This is a genomic window from Janthinobacterium saanense (assembly GCF_014200675.1).
Classification (GTDB): domain Bacteria; phylum Pseudomonadota; class Gammaproteobacteria; order Burkholderiales; family Burkholderiaceae_D; genus Janthinobacterium.
Genome location: NZ_JACHCI010000003.1, coordinates 308,455 through 322,749 on the forward strand (window position 1 = coordinate 308,455; position 14,295 = coordinate 322,749).

Annotated in this window: 15 protein-coding genes; 6 read left to right on the forward strand and 9 right to left on the reverse strand. The window is 60.6% G+C overall.

What is annotated here, in order from left to right; all coding sequences use genetic code 11:
• Window positions 1–147 precede the first annotated feature (147 nt).
• The gene (locus tag HDE72_RS06400; RefSeq protein WP_183738075.1) at window positions 148–1,797 is read left to right on the forward strand and encodes a M28 family peptidase; all 1,650 of its coding nucleotides are present in this window, start codon (window positions 148–150) and stop codon (window positions 1,795–1,797) included.
• Between the two features lie 64 nt (window positions 1,798–1,861).
• On the opposite strand, the gene HDE72_RS06405 is transcribed toward HDE72_RS06400, so the two are convergent.
• A complete protein-coding gene (locus tag HDE72_RS06405) occupies window positions 1,862–3,073 on the reverse strand; it encodes an MFS transporter (RefSeq protein ID WP_183738077.1) in 1,212 nt (403 codons plus the stop codon).
• A gap of 193 nt (window positions 3,074–3,266) precedes the next feature.
• A complete protein-coding gene (locus tag HDE72_RS06410) occupies window positions 3,267–4,265 on the reverse strand; it encodes an LLM class flavin-dependent oxidoreductase (protein WP_183738079.1) in 999 nt (332 codons plus the stop codon).
• Window positions 4,266–4,497: 232 nt separating this feature from the next.
• Between HDE72_RS06410 and HDE72_RS27700 the strand changes: the two genes are divergently transcribed.
• A complete protein-coding gene (locus HDE72_RS27700) occupies window positions 4,498–4,842 on the forward strand; it encodes a hypothetical protein (protein WP_260176540.1) in 345 nt (114 codons plus the stop codon).
• Entirely contained in the window at window positions 4,833–6,026 is a 1,194-nt protein-coding gene (locus HDE72_RS06415) for a dipeptidase (protein WP_311735204.1), read from the forward strand. Before HDE72_RS27700 ends, HDE72_RS06415 begins: the two co-directional genes overlap by 10 nt.
• Before the next feature lie 127 nt (window positions 6,027–6,153).
• Here the strand turns inward: HDE72_RS06415 and HDE72_RS06420 are convergent, their stop codons facing one another.
• Entirely contained in the window at window positions 6,154–6,651 is a 498-nt protein-coding gene (locus HDE72_RS06420; RefSeq protein WP_183738081.1) for a hypothetical protein, read from the reverse strand.
• Window positions 6,652–6,923: 272 nt separating this feature from the next.
• Between HDE72_RS06420 and HDE72_RS06425 the strand changes: the two genes are divergently transcribed.
• Complete coding sequence (locus tag HDE72_RS06425) at window positions 6,924–7,211, forward strand: hypothetical protein (RefSeq protein WP_183738083.1); 288 nt, start codon at window positions 6,924–6,926, stop codon at window positions 7,209–7,211.
• Between the two features lie 23 nt (window positions 7,212–7,234).
• On the opposite strand, the gene HDE72_RS06430 is transcribed toward HDE72_RS06425, so the two are convergent.
• The 5 genes from HDE72_RS06430 to HDE72_RS06450 form a co-directional block, all read right to left on the reverse strand.
• Window positions 7,235–7,651 carry a VanZ family protein gene (locus HDE72_RS06430; RefSeq protein WP_260176541.1) on the reverse strand — a complete coding sequence of 139 codons (417 nt, stop codon included), beginning with the start codon at window positions 7,649–7,651 and terminating at the stop codon, window positions 7,235–7,237.
• A gap of 554 nt (window positions 7,652–8,205) precedes the next feature.
• Entirely contained in the window at window positions 8,206–8,970 is a 765-nt protein-coding gene (locus HDE72_RS06435; RefSeq protein WP_183738085.1) for an SDR family NAD(P)-dependent oxidoreductase, read from the reverse strand.
• 85 nt (window positions 8,971–9,055) lie between these two features.
• Window positions 9,056–9,592: a TPM domain-containing protein gene (locus HDE72_RS06440; RefSeq protein ID WP_260176542.1), complete on the reverse strand. Its 537-nt coding sequence runs from the start codon at window positions 9,590–9,592 to the stop codon at window positions 9,056–9,058.
• Window positions 9,592–10,440 (reverse strand): TPM domain-containing protein, encoded by an 849-nt coding sequence (locus tag HDE72_RS06445; RefSeq protein WP_183738087.1) that lies wholly within the window; start codon window positions 10,438–10,440, stop codon window positions 9,592–9,594. The genes HDE72_RS06440 and HDE72_RS06445 overlap by 1 nt, the downstream gene beginning before the upstream one ends.
• Before the next feature lie 2 nt (window positions 10,441–10,442).
• A complete protein-coding gene (locus HDE72_RS06450; RefSeq protein ID WP_183738338.1) occupies window positions 10,443–11,027 on the reverse strand; it encodes a LemA family protein in 585 nt (194 codons plus the stop codon).
• A 196-nt stretch (window positions 11,028–11,223) separates the two neighbouring features.
• On the opposite strand from HDE72_RS06450, the gene pyrF reads away from it, so the two are divergent.
• Complete coding sequence (gene pyrF, locus HDE72_RS06455; protein ID WP_183738089.1) at window positions 11,224–12,048, forward strand: orotidine-5'-phosphate decarboxylase; 825 nt, start codon at window positions 11,224–11,226, stop codon at window positions 12,046–12,048.
• 54 nt (window positions 12,049–12,102) lie between these two features.
• Here the strand turns inward: pyrF and sbcB are convergent, their stop codons facing one another.
• Window positions 12,103–13,551 carry an exodeoxyribonuclease I gene (sbcB, locus tag HDE72_RS06460; RefSeq protein ID WP_183738091.1) on the reverse strand — a complete coding sequence of 483 codons (1,449 nt, stop codon included), beginning with the start codon at window positions 13,549–13,551 and terminating at the stop codon, window positions 12,103–12,105.
• Between the two features lie 132 nt (window positions 13,552–13,683).
• Between sbcB and HDE72_RS06465 the strand changes: the two genes are divergently transcribed.
• A complete protein-coding gene (locus tag HDE72_RS06465; RefSeq protein WP_311735203.1) occupies window positions 13,684–14,295 on the forward strand; it encodes a DUF5610 domain-containing protein in 612 nt (203 codons plus the stop codon).

The window sequence follows — 14,295 nt, forward strand, 5'->3', positions numbered from 1 at the left end:
TTGCACACCATCCCCGCTGTCGCTGGCGGGGATTTTTTTCGTCCGCATTTTGATGCAGCCTGGATGCCTGTTTCACCATCGCATACAATTATCAGTTCGGCTACCCGCCGTCCCGCTTATCTCATCTCCTCTTACAAAAAGGATCTTATGCAGAAGCTGTTTTCTTCCCTGGCCGCCACGGCGCTCGCCGCCAGCCTGGCCCTGGCTTTCCCTGCCCACGCGGCAAACTCGGCCAGCTTGCCGCTGGTGCAGGAAGCGCCGTTGCGCGCCCACCTGGCTTTCCTGTCGAATGACTTGCTCGAAGGCCGGGGCACGGGCCAGCGCGGCGCCGACCTGACGGTGGCTTATCTGGAAACGCAGGCGCAGATGGCAGGCTTGAAGCCTGTGCGCGGCAACAGCTATCGCCAGTCGGTGCAGATCGCCGGCGTGAAATCCTTGCCTGCCGAAAGCAGCCTGCAAGCGCTTGCCGGTGGCAAAGCCGTGCCGCTGGCCTTCGGCCCGGACTGGGTGTGGGCCACCGGTGATTCGGTTGCCACGCATACATTCGATGCGCCGCTGGTATTTGTCGGCTACGGCATCACGGCGCCCGAAGAAGGCTGGAATGATTTCAAGGGCACGGACGTCAAGGGCAAGATCGTGGTCATGATGGTCAACGATCCGCAGCCGACCGAGGCCGAACCGAACCGCTTTGCCGGCAAGGCGCTGACCTATTACGGCCGCTGGACCTATAAATTCGAAGAAGCCCAGCGCCAGGGCGCCGCCGGCGTGTTGCTGATCCACACCAAACCATCGGCCTCGTATGACTGGAGCGTAGTGCAAAACAGCTGGAGTGGCGCCGAGCGCTTCCAGCTGGCTGCGCGCACCGCCGGCACGCCGCTGCAGGGCTGGATCACGGAAGACGCAGCGCGCCGCTTGTTCGCTGCTGGTGGGCAAGACCTGGACGCGCTGCGCGCCAAGGCCGAGCGCAAGGATTTCCAGGCCGTCGCATTGGATGCAAAACTGGCTGGCGAGATGAAATCGGCGGTGCGCAAGGTGGAACAATTCAATGTGGCCGGCATGGTGCCGGGTACCGATGCCAGGTTGAAGGATGAGGCCGTCATCTATAGCGCCCACTGGGATCACCTGGGCATACAGCCAAAAGAGGGCGACAAGCCTGGCGCCGACATCATATATAACGGCGCGGTCGACAATGCGTCGGGCACGGCCGGTTTGCTGGCCATGGCGCAGGAAGCGGCCAAGAAACCGGCCAGGCGCACACAGATTTTCCTGTGGGTAGCGGCCGAAGAACAGGGCTTGCTGGGCAGCGCCGCGTATGCGGCCGATCCGCTATGGCCTTTGGACAAGACGGCGGCCGCGCTGAACCTCGATAGCCTGAACTTCGTGGGCGCCACGCACGACATCGGCGTGCAGGGCAGCGAACGCACGGAACTGGGCGCCATGGCGGCCACGGTGGCAAAATCCATGGGCATGCATATTGCACAAGCACGTCCTGACCTGGCGGGTGGCTATTTCCGCAGCGACCATTTCAGCTTTGCCAAGGCCGGCGTGCCCGCGTTTTCCATCAATGGCGGACGCGAGTATGTGAAGGACGTGGAAGCGTCGAAAGCCAAGGCGGCCGCCTACGGCCCCCGTTACCATCAGGTGAGCGATGAGTACGACGCCAGCTGGGATCTGTCGGGCATGACGCAGCAAGCCCAGTTCACCCTGAACCTGGGGCAAGCCGTAGCCAATGCCGCCAGGATGCCAGCCTGGAAGGCCGGCGATGCCTTTGGCAAGGTGCGTGAGCAAGTCAAATAACACAGCCGCAGCATGAAAAAACCGCGCAGTTTGCATGAACTGAGCGGTTTTTTTGTGCCGCCATTTACGCTTGTGCCAGGCGCCGCTGGTCGTAGCTGTACTTGCCCCACACCAGCAGCATCAGCAGCGGCATGGCGCCGCCGACGGCGCACAGGGCCAGCCAGCCGCCAGCGGCAAAGCTGGCGCTGGCCAGCGCCGAGCCGGCCGAGGCGCCGATAAAGCCGGAGGCGATAAACACCGTGGTGACGCGCGCCCGCGCATGCGGCGCCAGCTTGTAGATGATGGACTGGTGCGTCACTTGCAGGCCCATCACGCCCACGTCGAGCAGCACTATGCCGATCAGCAATAAGGTCAGCGATTGCGCGCCCAGGCCGATGAAGGCCCAGCCCGCCAGCGAGGCGATGGCCAGCAGCCAGGTAGCCTGGCGTGCATGGCCGCGGTCAGCCATGCGGCCCGCCGTGTTGGCAGCCAGCGCACCGGTGGCGCCGGCCAGGCCGAACATGCCGATCTGCAATTCCGAGTAATGGTACGGTGCGCCGCTGAGTAAAAAAGTCAGTCCGGTCCAGAACACGCTGAACGTGCCCAGGCCCAGGCCGGCGAACAGGGCGCGCTGGCGCAGCAGCGGTTCCTGGCGGATGATGTCGCCCAGGGAGGCCATCAGCTTGCCGTATTGCAATTTGCCGCGTGGCGCTTCATCGGGCAGGATGTGGCGCAGCATCAGCAGCAGGGCCAGCACAACGACGGCCGCCAGCACGTAGACGGTGCGCCAGCCGCCGCTGATGTGCGCGACGATGCCGGACACTGTGCGGGCCAGCAAGATTCCCAACAGCAAGCCTGTCATGACGGTGCCCACCATGCGGCCCCGGCTATGGTCGGGTGCGTACGACGCCACCATGGCCGTGACTACCATCAGGGCGCTGGCCGTGATGCCCATCAACACGCTGGCAATCGCAAAAATATAAATGTTCTGGCTGGCGGCGGCCAGCAGCAGGGCGGCGATCTTGGCGAGCAGCATCCAGGTCAGCAGTTTGCGGCGGTTCAATACGTCGCTGAGCGGCACCAAAAAGACGATGCCCAGCACATAGCCGATCTGCGTGGCCGTGACCAGGTAGCCGGCGTGGGTGACGCTGACGCCAAACGAGGCGGCCAGCATGGAAGTGAGGGGCTGGACGTAATACAGGCTGGCAACGAGCACGCCGGCGGACAGGGCGAACAACAGGATGCGGGTCGACGTCAGCAGGGTGCTGGCGTCGATCTTGGAGCTGGCTGATTTCATGCGGTACAACTTTCTTGGAATGACGCTTTTGGAGGTGCATGATAGCGCCCGGGCGGTTTTCCTGCCGGGCAAGGCCGGTTTTTCTGGCGATACTGGTCATCGTGACAAGACAAAAAAATCCCGGCGATCATGAATGATGGCCGGGAAAAGGTATATAGCGGGATATACCAGGAGGATAAAGGGTAAAGGCGCGTTACTCTTCTGCAGCCAGTTCAGCATGCACTTGCGCCGTGATTTCGTAGGAGCGCAGGCGGTGCTGGTGGTCGAAGATTTGCGAGGTGATCATCAGCTCGTCGGCGCCGGTTTCCTTGATGAAAGCGGCCATCTTCGCCTTTACCGTGGCGGGCGAGCCGATGGCGGTGCAGGACAGCACGGAGTCGAGCATGGCCCGCTCTTGCGGACCCAGCTGTTCCAGGTAGCCGGGCACCGGTGGCTGCAAGCGCGATGGGCGTCCCGTGCGCAGGTTGACGAACGCTTGCTGCATCGAGGTGGCGCGCAAATGCGCTTCTTCATCGGTATCGGCGGCAAACACATTAAAGCCCAGCATCACGTGCGGCTTGGCCAGCTGCTTCGATGGCTTGAAGTTGGCGCGGTAGTAGTCGACGGCCATCTTCATCATTTGCGGCGCGAAGTGCGAGGCAAAGGCGTAAGGCAAGCCCATGTGGGCGGCCAGTTGCGCGCCGAACATGCTCGAACCGAGTATCCAGACAGGAACATTCGAACCCTTGCCCGGCACGGCCAGCACGCGCTGGCGCGGTTCATCGGACATATAGTCCATCAATTCGAGCACGTCTTGCGGAAACTGCTCGGCATCCGACTGTAAATCGCGGCGCAAGGCGCGCGCGGTGGTCTGGTCGGAACCGGGCGCGCGGCCCAGGCCCAGGTCGATGCGGCCTGGATACAGCGCTTCCAGGGTGCCGAACTGTTCGGCAATCACCAGCGGCGAGTGATTCGGCAGCATCACGCCGCCCGCGCCTACGCGGATGGTCTTGGTGCCGGCCGCTACGTGGGCGATGACCACCGCCGTGGCGGCGCTGGCGATGCCCGGCATGCCGTGGTGTTCGGCCAGCCAGTAGCGGTTAAAGCCCCAGCGTTCGCCATGCTGCGCCAGGTCCAGCGTGTTCTTGAAAGAAATCGCAGCGCTGCTGCCTTCGGCGATGGGGGCCAGATCGAGTATGGAAAATGGAATCATGAGAGCAATATCGGGCTATAGTGGTGAATCACAATGGACGATTTATCTATCCCCTGATGGCTGCAGGGTTGTAGCACCCGGCGCCGGCCATGAAGAAAAGACAAGGCTGGCGCTATGATAATGCGAATCCGCTTTTTGCGTACTGATCGGTAAAAAACTCGTGCTGATTGGAAATTCAATAAGGCAATGTTAGAGTGATCATCCCGACTTTTGCCTGGCTGACTGATATCCGATGTTCAAGAAACTTGCCCTGCGTACCTTGTTGCCGCTGCTGCTACAGTGTGCTTTTCACTTGCCCGTGTACGCCTCTGCCGCCGATGCTGCAGTCAGTGCTGAAGCGCAAGATGCGGCCCGCTATGCGCTGGCAACCTATCCCGAAGCAATGATTTCCAGTCTGGCGAAGATGGTCAGCTTCAATACGGTGGCTGACCCTGCCGTGCCGTTTGCGAGCAACCCCCAGCACGCGGGTTTCAAGCGTTATCTGCAGCAAGAGGCGCAGCGCCTGGGTTTTGATTTCCACGATTACGGCCACGTGGTGGTGATCGGCATGGGGGGGGCAGCGAGCGCGTGGGCGTGATCACGCATGGCGACGTGCAGCCGGTGGACCCGGCGAAATGGGCACGCTCGCCATTCGAGCTGGACCGTACCAGCGAACCGGGCAAGCTGCTGGGACGGGGCACGGAAGACGACAAGGGGCCGATCGCCACCGCCCTGTACGCGATGAAGTCCATCCAGGATAAAAAGGTGCTGCTACGCAAGCGGGTGGAATTGTATGTCTACATGGCCGAGGAATCGGATTGGGAACCGTTGAAAGAGTTTCTCAAGACTCATACGCCGCCGGACATCAATATCACCATCGATGCAGAATACCCGGTGGTGACGGCCGAGAAAGGTTATGGCTCTATCAAGCTGAGCCTGCCAGCGGATGCTGCCTTGCCCAGCGCTACTGCGCCCGTCTTGCGCAGCCTGACGGGCGGCTTTTTCGGCAGCCAGATTCCGGAAGACGCCAGGGCCACCATCGAACACGCGACTGCCGCGCTGGAAGCGCAGATAAGGGCGCGGGCACAGCAGCAGCAAGGCATGCGCTACACCTTCGAGCGCCAAGGGGAGACCCTGACCGTCAAGGCGCTTGGGGTATCGGCGCATTCGTCGAAACCGGAAGACGGTCTGAATGCCATCAGCATGCTGGCCGACGCCTTGAACGTGCAGCCGTGGACGGGCACGCAGGCGGCCGACATGCTGTCATTCCTGAATCAGCTGGTGGGCACCGGACTGTATGGCGAGAAATTTGGACAGATCGCTTACCGCGACGCCTTCATGGGGCCGATGACGGTGGCGCCTACCGTGCTCAAGCAGAATAATGGCGAGCTGGAACTGAATATCAATCTGCGCCGTCCGCAAGGCAAGACAGCCTATGCCTTGCGCCAGCAAGTGCTGGATGCGTTTAATGGCTGGAAGGCACAGCGCCATGTGGCGGCCGAGCTGCAAGTGCAGATAGGTGAACCGTGGTTGCAAACCAGTGCGCCGCAGATTCCCACCTTGTTAACAGTGTTTTCGCATTACACGGGTATTACTGATCCGCAACCGGTCGCCATCGGCGGCGGCACCAATTCGCGGCTGTTCCCCAACGCCGTCAGCTTTGGCCCCGCCATGCCGCACACGGTGTACACCGGCCATTCCGAACATGAATTCATCACGGAAAAACAACTGCTGTTGAACTTGCAGATGTACACGGCCGCGCTGATCGAACTGGCGAAATAGCGCGCTTGCCACGCCATGGCGTTTCTTCAAGTTTGTGCCTGACTGGCCGTCGCCCCTGATACAGGGACGACGACGGCCATTGACCATGGTGCCGGGCTGATGCTGGCGATATTAGCAGCTAGTAGCGTTATTGGCGCTGTATCACGCCCTTTTGCACGCTGACCCGGTCGCCGATCTGGAAGCCTGGCTGGTTATTTTGCAGGAAGGTACGGGTCGAGCCATCGTCCAGCCGCAAGGTCACGCGGTAGAGCATATTGTTCGCCGCCGCGCCGCCGGTGCCACCCGTTCCCGAGGTTCCTGTCTGCATGTCGCCGCTGCCTTGATCCATGCTGCGTGGCACGGTTTCTATCGATTGCACGCTCGCCGAGCTGATGTTCATGCCGGACTGGCTGGCGTCACTGCCGGTGCTCATGTCGCTGGCCGTGGAGGTGCTGCCGGTGTTGCTGCTGCTGGTACTGCTGCCGGGCATGCTGCCTGGCGTGCTGGTGCCAGCGGTGGCGTTGTAAGCATCGCCGCCACTGCTGCGCGTCAGGCTGTTGCTATCGGTGGAATGGCAGGCAGCCAATACGGTACACAAGAACGCACATAGCAAGCCAGGCAACAACAGGGTGTTTTTAGATATCATCTTGGTCTCCTTTGCTAAAGATAGGGGGCGATAACCGCGAGGCGATGGCAGATGGCAGATCCTGATATTGCGTATTGCATATTGCATATTGCATCCTGGACGCCGCCGTGGCTAGTACAAGTAAGAGTAGTCGACGCGATGAATGTTCAGCGCCTGTCATGGCAGCTTGCGCCATATCAAATGGTGAGGTGTCACGCTTGGTATAAATAGATGCTTGCAATAAACATTACGTGCGCTTGCACGTTTCTTCGCTGTTCACTTCAGGAGAAAAAATGTCCTCAGGCCCTACCGCAAAGCTGATCGATGAATTGGTGTTGAGTGTACGTGGTGCCGGGCAAGACGCCCGCACGCGGCATGTGCTGGAGCAAGCCTTGCATGGGCTGGTGCGTCTGGCACGGTCGGAACAGTTGCTGGAGATTCAGCGCGATACGGCGCGTGCCGTCGGGGCAGGCAGCCGCCGCGAAATGCGCGCCTTGCTGCGGCGCATCGCTACGCCGGGGCATGGCGAGCAGGGGCAGTTGCCGCTGGAATTGGCGGATAGTCATGCAGGCCAGGCCTGAGCTGCGCCTGGCCTGGTGAGGCTTTAGTTTTTTTCGCGGGCTGCGATAGGGCCCAGTGCGGCGGCCACTATTTTTGGCCACAGGAAAGTTAGGGGCAGGACGACGATGGCCGCCGCCGTGATGTCGACCAGCCAGTCCGAGACGGCGCCGTGGCGGTAAGGCAGGAAGCTCTGGATGAATTCGTCCAGCGCTCCCATGGCCGCCACCATCAGCATGGCGTGCACGGCGCGGCGCAGCATGCTGCCTGCCGTGCCGCTGAACAAAATCAGGGCCAGCACGCCGTAGCCGATGGAATGCAAGACCACGCCCGAGGCATATTGCCCGATATCGGCGCGCGCGCCAGGAATATCGCCGATCAGGATGACCAGCGCATACAGTATCAGTGCCGTGCGGTAGCGCCAGCCTTGGTATTGCTCGGAAAAACAGTATCGTGTCAGCATCGCTAGCATGGAGTTACAGGGTAGTGAAAAGGGCAACCATAGCATGGGCAAGGCGGCAAGAGATGATACTTGCGCAAGACTTTGTGTACGGACAAAAAAAGGCCCGCTGCTGAGCGGGCCAAAAACCCAAACGGGTTCAAGAGTTGAGCTGTACCAACCATGTCGCAGCAAGGAAGGCTGCCTGCGCCACAGTCATGAAGAGGGTGTGGTGTACCACGGGGGCACACCTGTCTGTCGTCGCGCATATCGGTTGCGTGTACAGCAGATGAAGCTAGTATAGGGAGGGAAAATGACCGGCCCATGACACGCCGCAACATTTTTTAAAGAAAGTTTTTTGATGCTGGCGCCAGCGAAAAGGGCGGCGGTAGCGGATGCGTGCACAGACGCCGGATAAAAAAAAGCCCGCTGGTGAAAGCGGGCTTAAAACTATTTTCTTGGAGGAGAATAGTGGAGACAGGTGCATTATGCTGCGTCGCACTATATGTGTCTAATGGTATTTTCAGATATCGATTATCGTTTTTTGATATAACTTGGTCTTACGTGCCTACCGGAATTTATTCCTTGACGGCAACTGTATAGTTCAAGGCCATGCGCCCGCCATCGACATAGATGGTTTGTCCCGTCATATAGCTGGCGTCGTCGCTGGCCAGGAAAGCGGCGATGCCGGCCACTTCTTCCGGCTCGCCGCAGCGGCCCAGCGGGGTGCGCGACAGGATGGTGTGGCGTGCTTGCGGGCTGGACAATACAGCTTGCTTGGCCAGTTCCGTCAGGATGGTGCCGGGGCCGATGCCGTTCACGCGCACGCCGTACGAGGCCAGGTTCAGCGACATGACCTTGGTCAGCTGGTTGATGGCGCCTTTCGACACCACGTAAGGCACCTGGTTCGGGATCGCCAGTTCGGCATTCACGCTGGACATATTGATAATACAGCCAGTGTTGCGCTTGACCATTTCGCGCGCCACGGCCTGGCCGCACAAAAACATCGATTTCAGGTTGATGCGCATCACGCGGTCGAAATCGTCTTCACAGACGTCGAGGAAGTCGGCTGCATGGGTCACGCCCGCGTTGTTGACCAGGATGTCGATCTGGCCGAAGCGGGCCAGGGTTTCTTTCAGCATTGCATCGACATCGGCTTTCTGGCTGACGTCGGCGCAAAAGAAGTGTGCTTGCGGGCCCAGCGCGGCGGCCGCTTGCGCGCCTTCTTCCTTGATGTCGACCAGCATCACTTGCGCGCCTTCGGCGATCAAACGGCTGGCGCACGCCAGGCCGATGCCCTGCGTGGCGCCCGTGACGATGGCGGTTTTGCCTTGTAATTTCATGGTGTTTCCTCTGCGTGTGGTGGCGCCGCGCAAGCAAGACGCGTATCTCGCGCGGCAAACACAGATTTTAATCCCTGCGCACGCCTTATAAAAGGATCGCTTCGTTCGGCAACTGATTGCTGCGCGGGCCGGTGGAGGGGAAATGACTTTGCAGCAAGGTATTGAGTTGCTGCAGCGCTTGCAGCGTGCTGTCGTGGAAGTTGCCGCTGGCAAAGCCCGTGGTCATGGTGCGGCACACGGCTTGCCATTCTTCCGGGCTGACACGGCGGCCCACATTGCGGTCGGCCACGATATCGACCTGGTGCGAGGCCAGGTTGATGTAGATCAGCACGCCGCAATTGTCTTCCGTATCCCACACGCCATACTGGGCGAACAGTTCGCGCGCCCGTTGACGGTTGCTGATCCCGGAATAGGCCATGCCTGGCGTCAGGGCTGCTTCGACGATCAACCGGATTTCTGCGTTATGGACTTTTTCGCCATCGGCAATACTGTGTTCGATGGCTTTCAGCGTGGTTTCGGGAAAGGCCTTGCGCGCCGCCGCAGGCGTGCTGCGCAAGTGTTTCAAGGTACGTCCGCAACGTTGCCCGAACGTTAGGTGTTTCGTGCCGTGATGATGCATCATTACCAGTCTCCCGAGGCGCCGCCGCCGTCAAAACTGCCGCCGCCACCGCCGCCAAAACCACCACCGCCGCCACCGCCGCCACCGCCTCCATCGCCGCCGAAACCGCCGCCGCCCGTAAAGCCGCCGCCGCTGCGGTTATTCAGCGCCTGGCTGAGTATGCTGCCCAGCACCACGCCGGTCGCTCCGCTGGACCAGTTGCTGCCGCGCTGCAAGCGGTTCGGCCCGCCACGCGAGCGGTACACGATCAGGGCGATCAGGAAGCCAAAGAATAGCAGCGGCAGCCAGAAGCTGGCGCCCGTCTGCACGGCGGCCGGCGCCTGTTTCTGGGCCACTGCAGGCAATTGTTCCTGGTTCAGCAGGGTAGAGATGGCGCCCACGCCCGCCACCAGGCCACCGTAATAATCGTCCTGTTTGAAATGGGGCGCTATCACGTCTTGCAGTATGCGTTTCGATTGGGCATCGGTCAGCACGCCTTGCACGCCACGCCCCGCCTCGATGCGCAAACGCCGTAGCGCCGATGGATTGTCTTTCGCCACCATCAGCAGCACGCCGTCATCGACGCCTTTGCGGCCCAGCTTCCAGGCGTCCGTCACGCGGATGCTGTATTGCTCGATGGCTTCCGGCGCCGTGCTCTTGACCAGCAGCACGGCGATCTGGCTGCCCGTCTTGGCTTCGTAGTCGCCCAGCACCGCTTCCAGCGCCGCTTTTTGCTTGTCATCGAGCATGCCGGCCTGGTCGGTGACGCGGGCGGTCAGCGGCGGCACGGCCACCAGCTGTGCGCTGGCCGGCAGCGCCAGCCAGAAGAGCAGCGCCCCGCACAGCGCCGCCAGATAGGCCCGGGCGTTCATGATTACTTGCCGAAATCGACGGTAGGCGCCGTCGAGATGGCCTTTTCATTGTCGACCGTGAACGATGGCTTGACCTTGTAGCCGAAGATCATGGCCGTCAGGTTGTTCGGGAAGCTGCGCGCGTGCACATTGTAATCCTGCACGGCAGCAATATAACGCTGGCGCGCCACGGTGATGCGGTTTTCCGTGCCTTCCAGTTGCGACTGCAAGTCGCGGAAACTGGTGTCGGCCTTCAAGTCAGGATATTTCTCGGACACCACCATCAGGCGCGACAGCGCAGACGACAGCTGGCCTTGTACTTGCTGGAATTTGGCGAAGGCATTCGGGTCGTTCAGCACTTCCGGCGTGATCTGGAAACTGGTGGCGGCGGCGCGCGCCTTGGTCACCGCTTCCAGCGTTTCGCGCTCGTGGGTGGCATAGCCTTTCACCGTGTTGACCAGGTTGGGGATCAGGTCGGAGCGGCGCTGGTACTGGTTGACCACTTCGCCCCAGGCCGCCTTGGTCGCCTCATCCTTGCTTTGGAAATCGTTGTAGCCGCAGCCCGTCAAGATACCGGCCAGCACGGTGACGCTCAAGGCCAGGCGCATCCATTTGGTGAATTGATTGGTGATTTGCATGATGGGTTCCGTGCGTAGTGAGGGGGTACGATAAATATACCTGAAACGGCAACAGGGGTTGGTTTAATAAGCGAGCGCGGCCGCCCATGCGCCATGGCGGCTGTCGTGGAGTGGCCCGGCCGCGTTACAATACGGGGTTTGCAACTGAATATAGAGAAGGTGTGCCGTGAATTTCATCAATAAATTATCCGCCGCGTGGACGGCCAATAATTCCCTGCTGTGCGTGGGCCTGGACCCTGACCTGGCGAAATTGCCGGCGGAACTGCGCGATGCACCCGATGGTATCACCACCTTTTGCACCCGCATCATCGACGCCACGGCTGACCTGGTGTGCGCCTTCAAGCCGCAGATCGCCTATTTTGGCGCGCTGGGCGCAGAAAAGCAGCTGGAAGACATTTGCCGCTACCTGCGCGAAAATTACCCGCATATTCCGCTGATCCTCGATGCCAAGCGCGGCGACATCGGCGCCACCGCCACCCAATACGCACGCGAAGCGTTCGAGCGTTATGGCGCCGACGCCGTTACCGTGAACCCGTATATGGGTGAAGATTCGCTCGACCCTTACCTGGCGTGGGCCGACCGCGGCGTGATCATCCTGTGCCGTACTTCCAATCCAGGCGGCTCGGACCTGCAATTCCTGCAAATCGATGGCGAACCGCTGTACCAGCGCGTGGCGCGTCTGGTGGCAGGCAAGTGGAACAAGAACGGCCAGTGCGCACTGGTGGTGGGCGCAACGTTCCCTGAAGAATTGGCGCAAGTGCGCGCCATCGTCGGCGACATGCCGCTGCTGGTGCCTGGCATCGGCGCCCAGGGTGGCGACATTGCCGCCACGGTAGGCGCAGGCCAGACGGCGGGCGGCATGGGCATGATGATCAGTTCTTCGCGCGCCATCATTTATGCCCAGCCGCAAGACGGCGAAGATTTTGCCGATGCAGCCCGCCGCGTGGCGATCGACACGCGCGATGCGATCAACGCGCACAGAAGCGTTTAAGTTTCACGCAATATGAAAAATGCCGGGCTCATTAACTGACCCGGCATTTTTCATTTAATCGCGTAGCGGCGCGACCATCTCTACATAGTCATACAGCTCGCCCAGTATCTCTTCTCCCCGTTCATCGACCGATTCCGACAAGGTATCGATTTCCGTGAACAGCATTTCGATGGTGCGGGCGCCGGCCTCGCCGTCGAACAAACGGGCGGCGCGGTGCTGTTCCCAGCGCAGGCTTTCCGCTTCGCTTAATGTCTGTGGGAAATTGCGTGCGCGGTAGCGGAACAGCAATTCCTGCAGGCGTTCGTCGGCAAACGAAGGGCGCGCGGCGGCCAGTTCGGCCGGCGTCTTGCGGCGCAGCGAGTCGAGCAGGCGGCGGTCGTCATTGCTGACAAAACCGCCATACAGGTCTTCATCCACGTCGACCGCGCCATCGCTGCCGGGGCGCTGGAAGACGGCGGCCCAGGTGGCCGACATATCGGGTAAGCTGGCGGCATGGCTGGCGTTGGCCAGCGCTGTCTCGACATCGATGCCCCAGCGCTCGGCCATGGCGGGCGACAGGGTTTTCAAATTGCCTACCAGCATGGGCGACTTATTCAGGTGCACGCTTTTCACGGGCAGGCGGGTCAGCCCTTCCGGCATGGCGTCAGCACGGGTAAACAAACGTGTGCGGATGGTGTCGGCGTCCAGGGTGGCCAGTTCGCGCGGATCGTACTGGCAATCCCAGACCAGTACTTCATTCTTGTTGCTTGGATGCGTGGCCAGCGGCCAGACCAGGCCCAGGCAGCCGCTCTCGGCCGGGAACATGCCCGAGACATGCAGGAAAGGCTGGCGCTGGGCGGCGTCCAGGTGCATGCCCATTTCGCTGGCGACCTTGTCTTTCTTGTGCAGCGCCAGGCAGAATTCGAACAGTTTCGGCTGCGTCTGCTTGATCAAACGGGCCAGGGCGATGGTGGCGCGCACGTCGGACAGCGCATCATGCGCCGCTTCGTGCAGCAAGCCATTGGCCTTGCTTAAGTGTTCCAAGCGGAAACTGGTCTGGCCATCGTCGCGCTTGGGCCATTGCATGCCGTCCGGGCGCAGCGCGTGCGTCATGCGCACCACGTCGAGCAAGTCCCAGCGGCCGCAATGATTTTTCCATTCGCGCGCATACGGGTCGTGCAGGTTGCGCCAAAGCAAGAAACGCGTGACTTCATCGTCGAAACGGATGGTGTTGTAGCCCACGCCGATGGTGCCAGGCTCGGAAAAGGCCGCTTCGATCACGGTCGCGAATGCATGCTCGGGCACGCCTTGCTGCAGGCATTGCTGTGGCGTAATGCCGGTGATCAGACACGATTGCGGATCTGGCAGGAAATCATTGGCAGGCTGGCAATACAGCATGATGGGTTCGCCGATTTCATTCAGCTCGGCATCGGTGCGGATGGCCGCGAACTGGGCCGGGCGGTCGCGGCGCGGCTGTACGCCAAAGGTTTCGTAATCGTGCCAAAGAAAAGTCTGGATAGTCATTGATGGTGGTGGCGTTGTTGGTCGCTAAAAAAAGTCGTGGCTATAGTTTTTTGAATACTTGCCGATAATATATGAGAGCGGGAAGATCATTCTCGCATGGTGTCATATATTGTCCGTTCAAGGAGGCCTATCGTGTCAATTCCCATCGCCGCAGGCGCTAATTCCAGCAGTTCCCTGAATTCCGTCAATACCGACGACAGCAAGGTCCGCCAAAAAGATGGCAGCAGCACCGAGATGAGCGTCAACGACAAGTCGCGCCTGCAACTGAACGCGTCCATCATGCAGGCCTCGCTCAATGTCTCCATCGGTTCGCAGAACGATCCGCTGGCGCTGGTCTACAAATCAGCCATCACCAGCATCAATGAAGCCTTGAAGGGCCAGTATGGCGATGACGCGGTGCAAAACGCGGCGTCGCAAGACAATAGTCCCGAGGCAACGGCGAGCCGCATTGTATCCTTGTCGACCGGTTTCTTTGAAGCCTACAAGAAACAGCATCCCGGCGATGACGACGATGCCACCTTGCAAAAGTTCATGGATACCATCAGTGGCGGCATGGAAAAAGGTTTCAAGGAAGCGCGCGACATCCTCGGTGGCTTGAAAGTGCTGGGTGGTGACATCGCCAGCAATATCGACAAGACCTATGCGCTGGTGCAAAAGGGCTACGCCGATTTCCAGGCCGCGCACAGCAGCAAGAAGGCTGATGCGCCGGCAGCGTCAGATAAACCGGATACCAAGGCTGCCTGA